Below are 19,907 nucleotides of genomic sequence, written 5' to 3'. Positions count from 1 at the left end.
TGTGCCGCCCCTTTATCATTGTACAGGGGGATTTTAGCATGCGAAAAATCATTGTTGGATCGCGAAGCTCGAAGCTAGCGATGACACAGACGAAATGGGTCATTGACCAGTTGAAACAAGCCGGCGCGCCGTATGAGTTCGAAATCAAGAACATCATCACAAAAGGAGACCGCATTTTGGATGTGACGCTCTCAAAGGTCGGTGGTAAAGGGTTATTCGTAAAAGAGATCGAACAGCAGATGATTGACGAAGAAATCGATTTTGCTGTCCACAGCATGAAGGATTTACCGTCTGAACTACCGGATGGTCTCATCATCGGTGCCACACCGGCACGTGTCGATGCGCGTGATGCCTTGATCACGAAAACAGGAGAAGGTCTTGCTTCCTTGTCAGAAGGTGCGGTTGTCGGCACGAGCAGCTTACGTCGTGGATCACAATTGCTAAAACTCCGCCCTGATTTAAAAATCGAATCGATTCGCGGAAACATCGATACACGACTTGATAAATTAAAGAACGGTCCGTTTGACGGGATTCTGCTTGCAGCAGCTGGTTTAAAACGGATGGGTTGGTCTGAAGATGTCGTTTCGGAATATCTTTCAACAGAAGACATGATTCCAGCTGTCGGTCAAGGAATCCTCGGTATCGAATGTCGCGAACATGATCAAGAAGTACGTGATCTCCTGCACCTGATCCATGATCAGATGACAGAAAAAGTGGCTTACGCAGAACGCGCTTTCCTAGCAGCCATCGAAGGTAGCTGTCACGTTCCTGTTGGTGGTTTCGCGACGATTAACGAAGACATGTCAACGACACTTGTCGGATTCATTGGATCCGTCGATGGAGAGCAAATTCTAATCGAGCGCGAATCAGGTCTTGACCCGATGCAACTCGGTCAAGACGTTGCCGAACGTCTGCTTGCTTCGGGCGGTCGTGAGATTCTCGCAACACTTCCGGATGACTTGTAAGCAGGTATTGTTCACGGGAAGTCGACCACCGACGAACGAGCAGATGGCGCGACTGCGTGACGTCGCAATCGAGTCGGTGCATTATCCGGTCATTGAAACGCGACCTGTTTCGTTTACGTTGCCGAGGGGAATTGATTGGCTCATCGTGACGAGTCCGAATGGCGTCCACCGGGTTGCTGATGCATTGCCTGAATTAGCAGAAACGCGTATCGCGGTCGTTGGACGAAAGACAGCAGATGCACTTGCGAAGTATGGTCGAACAGCCGACTTTTGTCCATCAACCTTTACAGGAGACGCACTTGTCGCAGAACTGGGACCATACTTGTCTGACGGCGATCATATCGTTTTTGCGCGAGGGAACCGTTCGCGGCAAGCACCGGTCGATCAGTTACGAAAATTGAATCGATATACGATCGAGGATATCATCACCTATGAAACCGTCACCCGTCGACTACCTGAAGCACTTATCAGAAATGCCACCTATATTGGACTGCAGAGTCCTTCCGCTGTCGAAGCGATTGCTCCGCTAGACCTGAAGACGACCTTCATCGTCATCGGGACGATCACGGAGCAAGCAGCAAAAGCAGCCGGACTTCAACCGATTCATGTCGCCCGTGAATTCACGGTGGACGGCATGATTGATCGTATCATTGAGGAGGAATCAGCATGAACACATTAGAATACGCACGTCACCGTCGTTTACGTCATACCGCATCACTCCGGTCACTCGTCCGCGAGAACCAGTTGCATAAATCAGATTTGATTTATCCGATCTTCGTTGCTGAAGGCGAAGATATTAAACGCGAAGTCAGTTCGATGCCAGGCGTCTTCAACTTATCACTTGATCATCTGACGGCTGAGATCGAAGAAGTCGTCGCACTCGGAATCGAATCTGTCATCTTATTCGGTGTCCCGCACGACCACTTAAAAGACGAGCAAGGATCAGGTGCGTTTCACGATCACGGGATCGTTCAAGAGGCAACACGTCTCGTTAAAAAGGTTGCTCCGCAGCTAACGGTCATTGCCGACACATGCTTATGTGAATATACGTCGACAGGTCACTGTGGAATCGTCGCGGACGGAACGGTCGATAATGATGCGTCATTACCGCTTCACGTCAAAACAGCCATCTCACAAGCTCAGGCGGGTGCCGATGTCATCGCTCCATCATCGATGATGGACGGTTTCGTCGCAGCGATCCGTCAAGGGTTGGACGAGAACGGCTTCAGCCATATTCCGGTCATGAGCTATGGCGTTAAATATGCATCTGCTTATTACGGTCCATTCCGTGACGCTGCGAACTCGGCACCAGGAGAAGGCGACCGGAAAGGCTACCAAATGGATCCGGCAAACCGTCGCGAAGCGTTCCGAGAAGCAACAGCGGACGTCGATCAAGGAGCTGACTTCATGATCGTCAAACCTGCGCTTGCGTTCATGGACATCATTCGTGATGTGCGCGAGCGGATTGATCTACCAATCGTTGCGTACAACGTATCGGGTGAGTATGCGATGGTCAAAGCTGCAGCCTTGAACGGCTGGATCGACGAAGAACGAATCGTCCTTGAGACGATGCTTGGCTTTAAACGAGCAGGAGCTGATTTAATTATCACCTATTTCGCAAAAGACATTTGTCGTTACCTGGAGGGGTCGAAATGAGCTTAATTAACCAGAACTCAAAATCAAAAGAAGCGTTCGAGCGGGCACTCCCGCTCATGCCGGGTGGTGTCAACAGCCCAGTCCGTGCCTATAAATCGGTCGGGATGACACCAATTTTCGCAGATCATGCCAAAGGATCGAAGCTCTATGATATCGATGGAAAAGAGTATATCGATTACGTCCTGTCATGGGGACCGATGATTCTCGGTCATGCCGATCCAATCGTCACGTCAGCGATTCAAGAACAAGCGACGCGTGGTTGGAGTTACGGGACGCCAACAGAAATCGAATCGGCGATGGCGGAAGTCGTCATCAGTCGTGTACCGTCAGTCGAAGTCGTCCGGATGGTCAATTCGGGTACAGAAGCGACGATGGCAGCCCTTCGTCTCGCGCGCGGCTATACAGGTCGGACAAAAATCCTCAAGTTCGAAGGCTGTTACCACGGTCATGGGGACTCGCTCTTGATTAAAGCGGGTTCAGGTGTCGCGACACTTGGACTACCGGATTCACCAGGCGTTCCAGCGCAAATTGCGAGCATGACATTGACGGTTCCTTACAACGATTTGGATGCTGTCCGGATCGCGTTTGAAAAACACGGCGACGATATCGCTGGTGTCATCGTCGAACCGGCTGCTGGGAACATGGGCTTCGTGCCACCAGAACCAGGATTCCTTGAAGGCTTACGGGAAATTACATCAGAAAACGGTGCGTTATTGATTTTTGACGAAGTCATGACCGGTTTCCGTGTCGGATTCCACTGTGCGCAAGGACACTTCGGTGTCACGCCGGATATCACGTGTCTCGGTAAAGTCATCGGCGGCGGAATGCCAGTCGGTGCTTATGGCGGACGTCGTGACATCATGGAACAGATCGCACCACAAGGTCCAATTTATCAAGCAGGTACGTTATCCGGGAACCCACTTGCGATGGCAGCGGGTCTAGCGACACTGACGCAATTGAAACCCGAGCACTATGAAGAGTTCGACCGGAAAGCGAGCCGTCTGTCTGAAGGCTACCTGAACGCTGCGGCGAAATATAACATTCCGCTGACGACGAACCGTGCGGGTGCGATGTTTGGTGTCTTCTTCACGGATGAACGTGTCACGAACTTCGAAAAAGCGAAAACATCGAACCTTGAGATGTTCCGTTCGTATTATCAAAAGATGGCGGCGCGTGGTGTCTTCTTACCACCATCACAATTCGAAGGTCTCTTCCTCTCGATTGCTCATACGGACGAAGATATCGAACAGACGATTGAAGCCGTCGAATTGACGTTCAAGGAACTCCAAGTTGAGTTCGATCGTTAAGCAGTTCTTGACGATTGCTTGAACTCTCGGCTAAAATGAATAAAGAAGAAAATGGCAACAGCGATGACGGGAAGAGTAATCCTGTATTCGTACCGGCGTAGAGAACACATCCTTGGCTGAAAGATGTGACGGACGAACAGGAGGAAGGTCACCCCACGAGCTGGTATCGTGAGTCTTACGAGCGATATCCGTCCTCCACACGTTACGTGGCTCGAGGGCATCCGATGTTGGATGAACTAAGGTGGTACCGCGGAAAAAAGCAACGGCTTTCTTTCGTCCTTAGCATAGGACGAGAGAAGCCGTTTTTATTATGGACAAAAAGGGAGCGATCAGGATGCAGGAATTATCAATGCCAACGAAGTATGATCCGCAGGCAACGGAAGAAAAATGGCACGACTTTTGGTTAAAGGGAGAGTACTTTAAAGCCGATCAAGATCCGGAGAAAGAGCCGTACACGATCGTCATTCCACCACCGAACGTCACAGGTAAATTACACCTTGGTCACGCTTGGGACACAACATTACAAGATATGCTGACGCGGATGAAACGGATGCAAGGGTTCGACGTCCTGTATCTACCGGGAATGGACCATGCCGGTATTGCGACGCAAGCAAAAGTCGAACAAAAATTGCGAGCAGAAGGGAAATCACGTCTTGAAATGGGTCGTGAGAAATTCCTCGAACAATCTTGGGCATGGAAAGAAGAGTATGCGTCAACGATCCGTGCACAATGGGCAAAACTCGGTCTTGGACTCGATTACTCGCGTGAACGCTTCACGCTCGACGAAGGGTTGTCGGAAGCAGTTCAAGAAGTCTTCGTTAAACTTTACGAAAAAGGCTTGATCTATCGTGGCGAATACATCGTTAACTGGGACCCAGCGACGAAAACAGCGATCTCAGATATCGAAGTCATCTACAAGGATATCGAAGGGGCGTTTTACCACCTCAGCTATCCACTGACGGACGGTTCAGGTCATGTTGAACTAGCGACGACACGTCCTGAGACAATGCTTGGTGATACAGCGATTGCCGTGAACCCGAAGGATGAGCGTTACGCTCACCTCGTCGGAAAAACGATCACGTTACCAATTGTTGGTCGCGAGATTCCGATTGTTGCGGATGAATATGTCGATATGGAATTCGGTACAGGTGTCGTGAAGATTACACCTGCACACGACCCGAACGACTTCGAAGTCGGTAACCGCCACGAATTACCACGTGTCCTCGTCATGAATGAAGATGGAACGATGAACGAGAATGCAGGTAAATACGAAGGCATGGATCGTTTCGAATGCCGGAAACAAATCGTTGAAGATTTAAAAGCAGAAGGTGTTTTGATCAAAATCGAACCACACTTGCACTCTGTTGGTCACTCGGAACGTTCAGATGCAATCGTCGAGCCGTATCTCTCACTCCAATGGTTCGTCAAAATGGAGCCACTCGCGCAAAAAGCACTCGAGGAGCAACAAGGACCAGACAAGGTCAACTTCGTTCCACAACGCTTTGAGAACACATATGTACGCTGGATGGAAAACATCCGTGACTGGTGTGTCAGCCGTCAACTCTGGTGGGGACACCGGATTCCGGCTTGGTACCATAAAGAAACAGGCGAAGTATACGTTGGCAAGGAAGCACCAGCAGACCTCGAGAACTGGGAGCAAGACAACGATGTTCTCGATACATGGTTCTCTTCAGCCCTTTGGCCATTCTCAACGATGGGTTGGCCGAATACGGACGCCGCGGATTATCAGAAATACTTCCCGACATCGACACTGGTTACGGGATACGACATCATCGCCTTCTGGGTATCACGGATGATCTTCCAATCGTATGAATTCACGGGACAACGTCCATTCCAAGACGTCTTGATTCACGGCCTGATTCGTGATTCGGAAGGACGCAAAATGTCGAAATCCCTCGGAAACGGGATTGACCCGATGGATGTCATCGAGAAATACGGTGCCGATTCACTGCGTTGGTTCTTAACGACTGGATCGACACCAGGGAACGACCTCCGCTTCTACTGGGAAAAGATTGAAGCAACGTGGAACTTCTCGAACAAACTATGGAACGCAAGCCGTTTTGCCTTGATGAACATGGATGGTTTAACGTTTGATCAGATCGATTTGACAGGTGAGAAATCACTCGCAGATAAGTGGATCCTGACACGTTTACAGACAACGATCGATGACGTGACACGTCTATCAGATAAATATGAGTTTGGTGAAGCAGGACGTATTCTCTATCACTTCATCTGGGAAGACTTCTGTAACTGGTATATCGAGATGGCGAAATTGCCGCTCAACGGAGAAGACGAAGCAGCGAAACAAACGACGCGTTCGGTTCTTGCCTATACACTCGACCGGATCATGCGCTTGATGCATCCGTTCATGCCGTTCATCACGGAAGAAATCTGGCAACACTTACCGCATGAAGGTGAGACGATCACACGTGCCGCATGGCCAACACGTGATGCGTCACTCGACTTCCCGGAAGCTGTTCCAGCATTTGAAGCGGTTCAGAACGTCATCCGTTCGGTTCGTAATATCCGCGCGGAAGTGAACGCACCGATGTCGAAACAGATCCAACTGTTCATCTCGACGAATGACGCACGTGTTCAAGACGACTTGTCGTCAAACAGCTCGTACTTGCAAAAGTTCACGAACGCGTCTGAACTCCGGATTGAAGAGCAAATGCCAGCGCCAGAAAAAGCGATGAGTGCGATCGTAACGGGGGCAGAATTGTTCATCCCGCTCGCAGACTTGATCAACATCGAGGAAGAAATCGCCCGCTTGAATAAAGAACTCGTCAAGTATACGAAAGAAGTCGAACGGGTCGAGAAAAAACTCAACAACCCTGGCTTCGTCGGTAAAGCACCGGCACATGTCATTGATGAAGAAAAAGCGAAGGCACTTGATTATACGGAAAAACGTCAAGCTGTCGAAGCACGCATCAACGAACTCTCACACTAATTACAGCAGTGGCTCAAGTCTCCTTGAGCCACTTTTTTTAAAGGAGCGAACAGCATGAGGACGCGAGAAGATGTATTGGATTGGTTATCGAGCTTACTAGCATTCGGCGTCAAACCAGGTCTTGAACGGATGCAGGCGATGTTACTGGAATTACAGATTGACCCGGACGCGATTCCGACGATTCATGTCGCCGGAACGAACGGAAAAGGATCGACGGTCGCGTTCTTGCGTGAGATGGGAATTGCGGAAGGATTGCAAATCGGGACATTCACGTCACCGTACATCATTCAGTTTGAGGAACGGATCATGTTGAATGGGGTACCGATCGCAGAAGATGATCTCGTTACAGCTGCCACAGCTGTTCAGGCTGCCATCGGAAACATTGATCGGTCACTCGGTACGGTCACTGAGTTCGAAGCATTAACAGGACTTGCTTTCTATTATTTTGATCAGATCCGTCCGGATTTCGTCATCTATGAGGTCGGACTCGGTGGACTGTATGATTCGACGAACGTCTTCAAAAAGCCGGTCGCAGCAATCATCACATCAATCGGTCACGATCATCAAGCGATTCTCGGAGATACGCTCCAAGAGATCGCCTTACAGAAGTTCGGCATCATCAAACAAGGGACACCGGTCATCGCCGGGAAACTGCAAGAAGAACTGACGGTGCCGTTAATGGCATATTGCGGCGACCGGAATGCGACATTGAAATGGAGCCAGGAAGCAATCATCCGTTACCGCTTAAAGGAAACCGGGACCTGGGCGACGTACGACGGGATTCCAGAGACCCGCTTAGGTCTCGAAGGCCATCATCAAGTCCATAATGCGGCGAACGCCGTTATTTGTGCGCGACGTCTCGGATGGTCGAAAGCGGCGATCCGAAAAGGGCTACGAGAAGCGAAACATCCAGGTCGGTTTGAAATCATCTTGCGCAAACCACGAATCATTCTCGATGGTGCGCATAATCCGGAAGGCATCACGGCACTTGTTGAACGGTTAAAGGAAGAATCAAAACCCGTGACGTTGCTCTGTTCGATTTTGCGTGATAAAGACCGGTCGGCGATGCTTGCGCAGCTACGCAACATAACGCCAGATATTTACGAGACGACATTCGATTTCCCACGAGCAAGGACACTCGATGAGTTAAAACAAGACGGGGGTAATGTAACGACGGTTGAAGAGTTCTTCGATCAATTAGAGATGGACCGGACATACGTCGTGACGGGATCACTCTATTTCATCAGTGAAGTGCGTCATTATTACGCTTCCATTTTTACAAAAAAGGGAAAATCCTGATTCTCTCGTTATAATGAAATGGGGGAGTATAGTCCCATATTTTGATGACACGATGAGGAGACGATAAATGATGAAGCAGTGGATCCGTCTAGCCTTAGCTACCTTACTGATTTTTTCAAGTTTTACGTATATACAGGAGCCACATTCTAAAGCCGCAACGGGTGAAAAGTTTAAGATTTTAGAGATTCGCGATGAATGGTCGACGACGAACCGGATTAATCCGGGAACGACAATTACGTCGTTGTCACTGTTAAAAGAGTTGAGTACTAGTCAATATGATGTCAAGATGATGACGGTTAAGGAGCTAAATGCGTCTCGTTTCCCACTTGATGGAGCGTTTGATGCAATCGTTTTTGATCCTTCAATCAATAGTAATAATCAAGAGAAATATTCAATTAAATTATCTGAGTTTGATAAAAGAAATCATAATACAAGTAAAATCGAAAATGATATTACAGGACTAAAAAGTAATGAAATCCTCAATGCATATGTTCGAAAAGGACTGCCAGTGTATCTGCATAAAGATGTCTTCACGCATGATCAAAGTAATTTCTCAAAGGTCTTGAAGAACTATGTATCGACACAAGCAACTGTTTCTTACGAAAATATCAATGATGTCATTAACTCATTGAAGCAAAAAATCAACGTGCGTCCCCGTATCTCGAATGTGACAGTAAAGCAAGCAGGAAACACATTGTCGTCTATCGGTTCGATAGCGGTTCCGAATCGACCAATTGAGTTTAGTTATACTCTTGATCAGTCGATAACTGATACTACAGCGACACTTTATATCGATTTTGACAGTAATGATCAGTTCGATGAATCAGAAAAAGTCGATGAATTACCAGCCGCAGCTAACGGGAAACTTACCTATACATTTGACGTTCCGAGTTATACAGGACCACGACAGTGGATGATTCGAATCAATAAAAGCAATGGATTGTCGGATTATAAGACAGGTAGTTTTTTAATGAAAGATCAATTAGCTGAAGCAAAAGTACTTCAGGTTCTTGGAACGAGAGGAACTGGTTCTCTTCTAGATAATCTAAAAGGAGAAAATTTAAGTAAAAATGATTTTTATAATTTTAATTTAAATGTCATAGATTCAGCTAAATTTTCGAGTGAAGTAACTTCGAAAGATTTAAATGCTTCATATGATATGTTGATTTTCGGATTCCAAGATTCTTATGGTACTGCTAGTCTTACTGACCTGGCATTTGATAAAGTTAAGTCATTTACTAATACGGGACAGGGACTCATGTTGACACACGATACCATCTTTAGATCGAATGTAAAAAATACGCCAACTCGCTGGGAAGCAGACTACGCTACAGCATCTGGTCAAACCTACTATACAAATATGGGGTTTGCAGCACCTAAAAAATCCACGAAAGCCATTCGTCAAAATGAAGGACAAATGACATCATTTCCTTTTACGTTAGACAATGAGATTTCGATTGCGCAAACACACAATCAATATTTTGCTCTTGATTTAGAACAACCGGATTTAATACCTTGGTATAACATCAAGGAAACAGAAGCAAGTACGGAGACTGGTAGGACGGTAGGAGATGCTCGAAATCACTACTATATGTACACCAAGGGAAACATCACATATTCAGGTGCTGGACATACCTCTTCCTTTACAAATGTAGGGGAGCAGAATCTATTTACCAATACGATGTATCGCGCTTTTATCGGTGCGAATCATAAACCTTTAATCAAAAGTCTTCTACCATATGACAAATCAAGTTATCTTGAAAATGAGCCTTTAGCAATCTCATACCAAATAAACGACTACGATCTACAAGATCGTGAGTTGAAGACGCGCATCTATATTGATGATGAAAAAGTGTTTGAAAACAATAAGTTGAAAAACAACTCATTCGTCAGTCAATCGTTTGAATCGAAACTTAAAGGAAAAACGAGCGTGACGATCCGAATTGAAGCAGAAGATCAACGCGGTGCGAAGACAATAGAGACACGGACCGTTCAAGTCGTGCGTCCAGCTGCCTCTGCACCATTCGTCCTGTCCCGTTCGATTGATCCAGCAACGATTCCAAAAGGGGAAACAGCAGATATCACCTATACCGTCAAAATGTCTCCGATGATGCAAAAGGATGCCATCGGAAACAATGGATACATCATGGGTCAGTTCTCGGTGACGATGGAAAACATTCTGTTCAACGAACAATTCCCGAGTAATCTTGAAATTTTATCGACGACGGGTCTGACTGAAACGAATATTACAGGACAGACGATCAAAGGAAGACTCCCAGATATCGAATACGACGAAGCGATTGAAGGCGTTCATAAAGGGGAATGGATCGCGAATCAATCGGAAGTGACGTTTACTGTCAAAGTACGTGCGAAAGATGCCGCAGGAGTTCATTTACTCGATAAAAAAGACAACAAGTTGACATCAATAAAAAATATATATCGTGATAAAAAGAATGGGAAAGATAAATCGACGATCGTCGCAAATGATCCCCAAGCTTTTCCGACGATTGGTTATGCACTGACACCATCCTTTGCGACAAGTGTGAAGATTCCGTCCGTTAAGATGGATATCACGACGACATCGTATAAAGTATTGCCAGAAATTAATCCTTCAGGCAGTCAATATGGCGCGTTAAAATGGTCGATTATCGATTCGGAAATCGCATCGATTGATGAAGCCGGTGTCATCAAACCGAAAAAAGTCGGGACGACACAGATTAAACTCGTCGTACCAGTCGGAAACGGAAAAGAGCTGACAGCGACTTCAGAACTCGTCATCAATGATGTATTTAGAGGATTAACCGTTCAAAATATACCGGATACATTATACGTGGGAGAGACAAAATCAATGTCCGGAATTGCTTCGATGGTATCGGGACGAAACACACCGATTCAATGGATCGTAACGAACGATTCTCGTGTGACGACGAATGGCTTAACTAAAAATACGTTGGAGCTGACAGGAAAGACACCAGGAATGGTCACGGTCAAAGCGGTTGTACCTGCAACAGCCGGAAGCTCAACTTATCTTGCTCAGTCACAAGAGTACACGATCCAAGTCAAGTTACCGGAGCTATCGGTCTCTCCAAGTAATCTGGAATTGTGGGTCGGATCGAATCAAGACGTAACGGCGACGTTTAAACCAAATTACCCATTATCATTTACGGCATCAACTGTAAGTAGTGCGATTGAGTTGAAACAGACGGCGTCAGGTTACACGATTACAGGTAAAGCCGGGACACCAAATGGACCAGTCGAAGCGTTACTAACGTTAACTGATTTCCCAGATACGGTCGCGAAGACACTCGTTCGGGTACGCGAGAACCCACTCAATCTGACAGCGGATGATATCGCAATGACGATGAAAGATGATAAGAAATCACCGATTCTGCGCTGGTTCCCAGTGACGACGACAGAACGCTTCTATCGTTTAGAAGTCCTACAGGGGAAAGAATACGTCAAGATTGATCCAACAGGACAAGCGTTGCAACCACTTCGTCCAGGTGTAGCACGAATCAAAGTAACGGCGTTAAAAGAGAATAAAGATGTGCTCGAAGTCATGAAAGATAATCAAAAAACACCACTAACGACGACATTCAAGGTAACGATTGGTTCTGAATCAGGAACATCAGACTTGGATGGAGATGTTTACTAAGAGGTGGGGACGCGAGATATGAAACGCAAACGAATCATTGCCGTCCTCTTGATTTTGATCATCATTGGAATCGGGGGAGCGGTATACGTCATAAAAGCGAATCAACATGCAGCACTTGAACAAGGACTACGTTCAGAAAAGCCGGAACGACTTGCTTCTGCGTTAAAAGATGCCTCTTTATCGACAAAGGAGAAAAATCGTTACATTCGTCGATTCCAAGAAACACTCGCCTTTGACAAGGCAAAGCTTCTCCTTGACGAACAGACCGTCCAAAATAAAGCGAACTGGTTTTATGCAGCACAATTCACGCCGCGTAGTACAGTAGCTGAATGGTTGGCAAAAGGTGCAAAAATCAGTCAACTGAATGCTCAAGGTCAGTCGGTCCTTCATGTCGCGACAAGTGTGAATCGATCGATTGATGTCTATACGCTTCTCGTGAAAAAAGCTTCAAAAAAAGAAATCAATCGGATCGATGACTTCGGACATACACCACTCTTTTATGCCACACTGGATCAAAACGATGCAGCGATTGAACTGTTATTGCAAGCAGGAGCTGATCCGAATCGTGGGAAAGAGCAACCAGTCTATGAAACGATTAAACAAAATCGAAAAGATCTATATGTGATGTTACAACAGAATGGTGCAACGGTAGAAAAGAACAAGGTGAAAAAGCTTGTTAAACAATACCGAGCAACGAAATTTTAATCAAAAAAAGAGTCGTTCGTCGCTGACGAATGACTCTTTTTCATGCTCCTTATGGTTGAATACGTTTTGGTGTTTCAACATACAATTGGACGGCTCGGTTGAGTGGAAGTAGTGCAGTAGGGTTTTTCAATACTGTCGCATCATACGCCATGCGTAAACGGGAAGCTTCGAAATCCGGTGATTTGTTGGCGACCATCAGTTTTTCGAGCTCCGTCACGTTTGCAGGGAACGCATTTTCAGGTAAATTCAGTTTCCCACGGTAAGCATTCACCTCGAGTTGTCCTTTCGTGAAGATTCCTCCACGTACATTCATCGTCGAACCTACAGAATAAATCGTATTTTTTTGATCGTCGTCACTATATAGAAACGCATTTAAATCAGGTGTAGTCGTTTGGGGCGTCGAAAATTTATTGACGCGGTTAATGACAAGATTTCCTTTACTAAGTAAAATCAATGTATTTTGTTTCGCAGTTGAAGTCAGCCCTTGAATGTTTGCGTCATCTAGACGACTCGTTCCAGTCGCATAAATCGTCGTTGCAAATCCAACATTTCCTCGAATCAGTAAGTTGCCAAGAACAACGAGAGGACGTTTGATCTCAAGCGGCTGGGTCAAAGGGTTCAACGAAGAAATCGTTAAATTTCCGTTAATGATCAAAGGTTCGAGTGTTTCTTGAACAAGATCATCTGTCAATGTCACAGTATTGCCTGTATTCAATGCTGGACTGATCATTTGTCGCTTCGTATCAAGTTCTGTTAAAAATGGTCCCTTTAATATAGATTGTGGAATTGAAGAATTTTTTAATGCAGAAGCCACTTGCGTAAAAGGCGTATCCACTGGTAATTTCAAAAAATCGTTCAACGCATAGTCGAAATCAAACGGAACTAATGTTTCTTTCGTTGATACTAGCTCCGTCGCACCTTTCGGATCAAAAATCGTTTTATCACACACGAGGTAATCCCCACACTTCAATAATGGCTGAGTCTTCTCTTGGAAAACGCGTACCTGACCTGCGATGTAGGGAAGTGCTTTAGTATTAGTGAAGGTACCATCCTCATTATTGTATTTGAATATCGGGGTCGCAGTTGCTTGCAGGGCGTTGCGGGAAAAAATATTGCCTTCGATCAAGGGAGCACCATTTAAGATGACTTGATCATCTGAGCCTAACGTATAGTACAAAAAACTAGGAATGGCAGATAAATAGACACGTTGTCGATACGTTTTTTTTATTGTCGGCTGGTCGCCTTTTTGTTTTGAAACTGTCGCTGTTAAATCAAACGCTTTGACCCGGACGTTTGATGCGGTTTCATTCAGCTTGACGGTCACGTTCGGAACAATTGTTTTTAAGGGTGAAACGATAGAATTATCGAGATTCTCAAACAATGCCTGAGAAGAAGTCGTTGGTGAAGTCCCGGTCGTCTTAGAGACGATGTTTTGCAGGGAGGCGACTGCTAAATCAAGATCATTTTGTGTCGTCGTCTCGACATCGATATCTGTCTCACGGATTTCAGTCAGGCGATTCGACTGTAAGCTGATACCGATCGTCGCAACAGCGAGAACGGACAGGACTGTTAAAGTCACAAGAACGAAAAGTAATGTATAGCCTTGTTCGGATTTACGCATACCGTGTTCCTTTCTGAGTTAAAACCCAATCGTACTCGTGAAGGTCTGAACTTCCTCTTGATCTGTCGATTGAATTGTAGTTGTAATCGTTAAAATACCGTGAATGACGTAGCGACCCGGATACGTTCCTGATGTAATGGTTTGATACTCCGGACTCGATAACTTGAAAGTCTGAAGTAATTCAGTTTGGTCGTCGATTGACTGTGTCGCTGATTCATACGTTAGTTCGGTACTGTCCAATGTTTGTTCTGCGAATGTATAACGGACTGGTCTCGCTTTCTCTTCAGAAGAAGAAGATTCTTCTGTTGCGTCAAAAGGTTCGAATCCACTGGCGCGTTCAAGTAATCCAGTATCGGCATTCAAGACAGGAAGTGATCTTTTATAAAACGATAATTGTTTTGTTTCATCGACCCGAATTGCATCAAATCCACCGATTTCATTTAAGATGATACCGACTCGACTATCAGCTTCACTGCGTAGTTCACTGATGATCCCAGTTGCCCGAAAGCTTTTCGTACCCGAAATGAATACGGTCAAAATGACCGCACTAAAAATCGAGGCAATGACGATCGCAACAAGCAATTCGACAAGTGAGAATCCATCATTTTGTTGTCGGAAAACTTTGATTGAGCGTCGCATTCGTAATCGATCCTTTCAATGACGTAATCGGTTCAGATGTACCTTCTATATAGACGAATACATGTAGGTCAAGAAGATTTGGATTAACGACTCCTTCTATTTTCCGAGGTGTCACACTGTATTTGACGTCAAAGGCAATATTATTGATTTCAGGATTAGTAAAGATTGATGTACATATAGCCGATAGTCCACAAGAAGGAGACGTAGGCTCGGGAATGACATAGTTTCCATTTAGATAAGTGGCTTTGTCTGCTTGTGTAGATAGAGAACTAAAAGCGAATGGTTCGTCATGTGTCGCTTCTAAAGCTTCTCGCTTGATATAAGATGTTGCGTTTTTTGCCAGATAATTCGCGAACGTCAACTCTGTACTGTCACGCGAAGCAGCCAGTGACTGAGAAAAAATACTGATAAGAGATACCGATATGATAGATAAAATCGTGATACTGACTAGTACTTCGATTAGCGAAAAACCGCCTTGCTCGCGTTGCATGGATTCACCTCTACTTCATGATAGATGAGGATGAGAGGTCCTCAATGATTTTTCTAGAAAATCAAAAACAGCACCTATTCACAGATCATGAAAGGATTTGTCAGGATAGGACTTATGTTTCATCATAATATTCATTATAATGGAAATACTAGGTACCTGAAATGATTAAATTCATACAGAAAGGAAACAGATGATGATTAATCCGAAGCGTTTTGTTATACATACACTCTTATTACTTGTACTTGTAGCCCTGATTTACGTACCATCGTTTGCCTTGATTTCCTTTACCGGTAAAGCAACGGCACCCACGACATTTTCTGAGACAGCACGTATTGGATCGGTTCCAGTCAGTGGCATGGATCGAAAGGAAGCACAATCGAAAGTCGAGAAAGCGATTACAGAGTGGACGAAGAAAACGCCGCTGTCGACTGGAACGGGAGAAGAGACGACACCGATTCCAACAGAAGTCGTGAAAATCAACGCTGATGACTCTGTTAAAAAAGCTTCTTTGAAAAAAGGTGGAGACTTGATGGTTGCGGTAGACGAAGCAGCGCTTGAGAATTTTCTGGCGACACAGCCGATCAGTTACTCGGATGAGCAACTCGTTGCCTTTAAGACATGGTTAATCGATACGAGCAAAACATTGCAGGAAGGAAACTTTGATCCTGCTCAATCGGAAACTGCAGTCGATCCAACAGGAGAGGTCGTTTCAACGGTTTCATTCTCGACACGTTCTGCTGCTGAAGAACAGATGATCACGGCAATGATGAATGTCGAAATCAAGCCGGGACAATTGATGAATGTCAAGACGTACGGTATGGATGCAGTCGCAGGATCGTATGTCGGTAGCAAGCTATACGAACTGTTCGCAAAGACACCATTTGAAATCGTCGAACGGATGCCGCATGAGTCGTTACCAGATGGTGTCACACTTGGATACGATGTCAAGATTGACGAGAAAACTGATTTTGCCGTTCGTAATACACAAGCATCCATCTATCGTGTCGTTGCGACACAAAACGGAAGTGATGTCACGCTTGAATTGCGAGGCACACCGTTCAAGGAAACGGTTACGACCATTCTTGAAGGCGAAAAAACGATTCCCTTCCGGACGATCACACGTTATTCTGCAACGCTTACAGCTGGAACGACGAGTGATACACAAGCGGGAGAAGAAGGGAAATCGATTGAAGTCTATCGTGTGACGAAGACGACTCAAGGGGAGAAGAAGCAGTTATTGTCTCTTGATTTTTACTCAGCCATCCCAGCAATCGTGACAAAGAGTAGTCAAGAAGAACAAGCACCAGTCGTCGTACCTGAACCAGAAGACGACACGAACGCTGATGATTCGACGGATACGAATGATTCCAATGATTCAACGGATACAAATAATGACCAAACGACGGATGAACCGCAGACAGATGGCGTCGAGACGCCAGATACACCAACGTCTCCGACAAGTCCGACGTCACCCGATACACCTGATAGTAACGAAACGGGTGATCCTGCTTCACCAGTAGAAGGTGAAACAACAGGAGAACCTGTCGGATAAGAAGGAGGAAACAAGATGAACTGGACGACGATAGCAATTGAACTCGGTATCATCATCGGTCTAGCGACAATCATCTGCGGTCTGATGTTTGCGGTGACGATCCCTTACGTGACGACGGTGACGACGAAAGCGATTTTATCTGTTGCGGCGATTTTGATCGTGACGTTGATCTATTTCAGTATTCAACTCGACTGGATTACAAACCCACTCGTTCTCGTGGGGATTGTCGTCTTATGTTTGTTGACGGCAGTCGTGACAAGTATAGTTGATGAAAAACATCAAAAACCGGATGTGTTAGAGGAAGAAGAAACATGGCACGCGGAAGGATGACACGTTAAATGGCAATGAAACGAAAACGTTTAGGGGAAATGTTGATCGAAGAAAGCCTCGTGACGGAACAGCAAGTCGAAGAGGCGTTGACGGTCAAACGGTCGACCGAAAAACTCGGGGATGCACTGCTCCGACTTGGTCACTTGACGGAACAACAATTATTAGAGGCGCTACACCACCAATTAAAGATTCCGATCATCCAGTTGTACAACTATCCAGTTGACGTCGCCGTCACGAAACTGATTTCAAAAGACCTCGCACAGCGACATACACTCGTCCCGGTCTACCGGGAAGGAAACCGTTTATTCATCGCGATGGCCGATCCAATGGATTTGATCGCGATTGATGATTTACGTATGCAGACCGGTTTATCGATTGATGTCGGAATCGCGACACGTGACGAAATCAGACGAACGATTCTGAAGTACTATGATATTGATTCGTCGTTACGAGAGCTGCTAGAATCTGACGACATGATGGAGTCGGATCAATCTCGTGATGTCGTGACGCGCGAAGATGCACCAATCATCCGGCTCGTCAACCAAATTCTAGAGAACGCGATTGCGCAGCGTGCATCGGATATTCATATGGATCCGCAGGAAACGTCAATGACGATCCGGATCCGGATTGATGGAGAATTGCGAACGGAGAACAATTATCCGAAACAGATCCAAAGCATTCTGACGACCCGGATCAAAGTCATGAGTGAACTTGATATCACCGAGTCACGCTTACCACAGGATGGGCGGATTAAATATGTCTTTAACGGATTACCATATGATTTCCGTGTCTCGACCTTGCCGACTGTTTACGGTGAGAAGGTCGTTATCCGGATTCTTGACAGCTCGAACTCGAACATCTCGATTTCAAAAATCGGTTTTAGTTCGCGGAATGAATCACAGTTCCGGGAGATGCTGAAGCGTCCGAACGGCATCATTTTGATCACCGGTCCGACCGGTTCCGGGAAATCATCGACATTGTATGCTGCGTTAAATGAGCTGAACGACGAGTCACGCAACATCATCACGGTCGAAGATCCGGTCGAGTATCAGGTCGATGGGATCAATCAGGTCCAAGTCAATGCGAAGATTGGATTGACGTTTGCGAGTGGTCTTCGCTCGATCCTTCGTCAGGATCCGAACGTCGTCATGGTCGGGGAAATTCGCGACATCGAGACGGCTGAGATTTCGATTCGTGCTTCGCTGACAGGACACTTGGTTCTTTCAACCTTGCACACGAACTCTGCCGTTAGCTCGATCACGCGATTGATTGACATGGGAGTCGAACCGTTCCTCGTAGCCGCTTCAATCAGTGGATTGATTGCTCAACGACTCGTTCGCCGTGTCTGTCGTGATTGTGGCGAAGTCCATCCGATTTCTAAACGAGAACAAGAGTTATTTGATCAAGAGGGAATCGAAGCGACGACGGTGATGCGTGGACGTGGCTGCTCGTCTTGTAATATGACGGGTTACCGTGGACGGGTTGCGATTCAAGAGGTCATCATGGTCGACGAAGTGTTACGCCGGATGATCATGAACCAATCGACGGAAAGTGATATCACAGCATACGTTAAGGAGCAAGGGCAACGATTCCTACTTGCAGATGGTCTATCAAAAGTCGCGGACGGTATTACGACGACAGAAGAGATTTTACGGACGGTGATTTCAGAATGAACAGTACGATGGAACGGGCACAAATCGAAGATATTTTACGCTCCTCAAAAGAACGAGGAGCGTCCGATGTCCACTTGACGGCGGGATCACCGCCCGTCTTTCGGATCAACGGGACGTTGACACCTTTTGGGACGGAGAAGATGAAACCGATCATCATTGATGGGTTTGTGCAGTCATTGATCACGGAAGAGATGTATCAACAGCTGAAACAGGACCGGGATATCGATTTTTCGTTCGGTGTGACCGGTGTCGCTCGGTATCGGGTCAACTGTTTTTATCAACGGGGTGCTTTATCAATAGCGTTTCGGACGATTCCGACTGAGGTGCCGACGCTTGAGCAATTAGCGTTGCCTCCTGTTTTAAAACGATTCTTAACGAAACCACACGGCTTGATTCTCGTCACGGGTCCGACTGGTTCTGGAAAATCGACAACACTTGCAGCGATGATCAACGAAATCAATCAGACGATGTATAAACGCATCATTACGCTCGAAGATCCGATTGAATACTTACATAGTCATCATAAAAGCCTAATCGATCAGCGAGAAATCGGGATCGATGCGCCACGCTTTGCGACCGGGTTACGGTCAGCGCTCCGTCAAGATCCAGATGTCATTTTGCTTGGGGAGATGCGGGACCTTGAGACGATTGCGACCGCCGTGACGGCAGCTGAGACGGGTCACCTCGTCTTTGCAACGGTCCATACGTCGACGGCTGCCTCAACGGTTAGCCGAATCATCGATGTTTTTCCGTCAGAGCAACAAGACCAGATTCGGGCTCAACTGGCGAACGTCCTTGCGGGTGTCATCTCGCAACGCTTGATGCCGCGTTCGGATGGAACAGGTCGCGTCGCAGCCCTCGAAATCATGGTCGATACACCAGCTGTCTCGAACTTGATTCGGACCGGTAAGGAATATCAGATTCAATCCGTCCTGCAGACGGGTAAACAATACGGCATGCAGACGATGCAGATGGCATTGCAGGATCTCGTCAGTCGGGGATTGATTCCGGCTTCTGCTGCATCACCGTACATATCGGGGTGAA

General features: G+C 46.3%; 15 protein-coding genes and 1 other annotated feature. Of the genes, 12 read left to right on the top strand and 3 right to left on the bottom strand.

Annotation, left to right across the window (positions count from 1 at the left end; translation table 11 throughout):
• The first annotated feature begins 38 nt into the window (after positions 1 to 38).
• The 8 genes from hemC (at position 39) to ACN9MT_RS11250 (ending at position 12,558) form a co-directional block, all read left to right on the top strand.
• Entirely contained in the window at positions 39 to 965 is a 927-nt protein-coding gene (hemC, locus tag ACN9MT_RS11285; RefSeq protein WP_426272187.1) for a hydroxymethylbilane synthase, read from the top strand.
• Positions 931 to 1,635 (top strand): uroporphyrinogen-III synthase, encoded by a 705-nt coding sequence (locus ACN9MT_RS11280; protein WP_426272186.1) that lies wholly within the window; start codon positions 931 to 933, stop codon positions 1,633 to 1,635. Before hemC ends, ACN9MT_RS11280 begins: the two co-directional genes overlap by 35 nt.
• On the top strand, positions 1,632 to 2,621 hold the full coding sequence (gene hemB, locus ACN9MT_RS11275) for a porphobilinogen synthase (RefSeq protein ID WP_035406433.1): 990 nt from the start codon (positions 1,632 to 1,634) through the stop codon (positions 2,619 to 2,621). The genes ACN9MT_RS11280 and hemB overlap by 4 nt, the downstream gene beginning before the upstream one ends.
• On the top strand, positions 2,618 to 3,928 hold the full coding sequence (hemL, locus tag ACN9MT_RS11270) for a glutamate-1-semialdehyde 2,1-aminomutase (protein WP_056062584.1): 1,311 nt from the start codon (positions 2,618 to 2,620) through the stop codon (positions 3,926 to 3,928). The genes hemB and hemL overlap by 4 nt, the downstream gene beginning before the upstream one ends.
• 54 nt (positions 3,929 to 3,982) lie before the next feature.
• Positions 3,983 to 4,212: a binding site (T-box leader), on the top strand.
• 50 nt (positions 4,213 to 4,262) lie between these two features.
• Positions 4,263 to 6,899 (top strand): valine--tRNA ligase, encoded by a 2,637-nt coding sequence (locus tag ACN9MT_RS11265; RefSeq protein WP_426272185.1) that lies wholly within the window; start codon positions 4,263 to 4,265, stop codon positions 6,897 to 6,899.
• Positions 6,900 to 6,953: 54 nt separating this feature from the next.
• Positions 6,954 to 8,198: a bifunctional folylpolyglutamate synthase/dihydrofolate synthase gene (locus tag ACN9MT_RS11260; protein ID WP_426272184.1), complete on the top strand. Its 1,245-nt coding sequence runs from the start codon at positions 6,954 to 6,956 to the stop codon at positions 8,196 to 8,198.
• Positions 8,199 to 8,265: 67 nt separating this feature from the next.
• Complete coding sequence (locus ACN9MT_RS11255) at positions 8,266 to 11,853, top strand: DUF5057 domain-containing protein (RefSeq protein WP_426272183.1); 3,588 nt, start codon at positions 8,266 to 8,268, stop codon at positions 11,851 to 11,853.
• 18 nt (positions 11,854 to 11,871) lie between these two features.
• Positions 11,872 to 12,558 (top strand): ankyrin repeat domain-containing protein, encoded by a 687-nt coding sequence (locus ACN9MT_RS11250; RefSeq protein WP_426272182.1) that lies wholly within the window; start codon positions 11,872 to 11,874, stop codon positions 12,556 to 12,558.
• 49 nt (positions 12,559 to 12,607) lie between these two features.
• Here the strand turns inward: ACN9MT_RS11250 and ACN9MT_RS11245 are convergent, their stop codons facing one another.
• From ACN9MT_RS11245 to ACN9MT_RS11235, 3 genes are read right to left on the bottom strand one after another with little or no spacing between them, the layout of a single operon-like run.
• Positions 12,608 to 14,179 (bottom strand): type IV pilus modification PilV family protein, encoded by a 1,572-nt coding sequence (locus ACN9MT_RS11245; protein WP_426272181.1) that lies wholly within the window; start codon positions 14,177 to 14,179, stop codon positions 12,608 to 12,610.
• An 18-nt stretch (positions 14,180 to 14,197) separates the two neighbouring features.
• Positions 14,198 to 14,818: a type II secretion system protein gene (locus tag ACN9MT_RS11240; protein WP_426272180.1), complete on the bottom strand. Its 621-nt coding sequence runs from the start codon at positions 14,816 to 14,818 to the stop codon at positions 14,198 to 14,200.
• Positions 14,781 to 15,308, bottom strand: a complete 528-nt coding sequence (locus ACN9MT_RS11235) for a prepilin-type N-terminal cleavage/methylation domain-containing protein (RefSeq protein ID WP_426272179.1) — start codon at positions 15,306 to 15,308, stop codon at positions 14,781 to 14,783. The genes ACN9MT_RS11240 and ACN9MT_RS11235 overlap by 38 nt, the downstream gene beginning before the upstream one ends.
• A 190-nt stretch (positions 15,309 to 15,498) precedes the next feature.
• Between ACN9MT_RS11235 and ACN9MT_RS11230 the strand changes: the two genes are divergently transcribed.
• From ACN9MT_RS11230 to ACN9MT_RS11215, 4 genes are read left to right on the top strand one after another with little or no spacing between them, the layout of a single operon-like run.
• Entirely contained in the window at positions 15,499 to 16,860 is a 1,362-nt protein-coding gene (locus ACN9MT_RS11230) for a G5 domain-containing protein (RefSeq protein WP_426272178.1), read from the top strand.
• A gap of 15 nt (positions 16,861 to 16,875) precedes the next feature.
• Positions 16,876 to 17,190, top strand: coding sequence for a hypothetical protein (locus tag ACN9MT_RS11225; RefSeq protein ID WP_426272177.1), 315 nt, complete (start codon positions 16,876 to 16,878; stop codon positions 17,188 to 17,190).
• Between the two features lie 8 nt (positions 17,191 to 17,198).
• Complete coding sequence (locus ACN9MT_RS11220; protein WP_426272176.1) at positions 17,199 to 18,863, top strand: GspE/PulE family protein; 1,665 nt, start codon at positions 17,199 to 17,201, stop codon at positions 18,861 to 18,863.
• Positions 18,860 to 19,906, top strand: a complete 1,047-nt coding sequence (locus tag ACN9MT_RS11215) for a type IV pilus twitching motility protein PilT (protein WP_426272175.1) — start codon at positions 18,860 to 18,862, stop codon at positions 19,904 to 19,906. Before ACN9MT_RS11220 ends, ACN9MT_RS11215 begins: the two co-directional genes overlap by 4 nt.
• Position 19,907: the final 1 nt, after the last annotated feature.

It is taken from the genome of Exiguobacterium sp. R-17, assembly GCF_049913315.1.
Lineage (GTDB): Bacteria > Bacillota > Bacilli > Exiguobacteriales > Exiguobacteriaceae > Exiguobacterium_A.
This window is presented reverse-complemented; position numbering and strand designations above follow the sequence as displayed.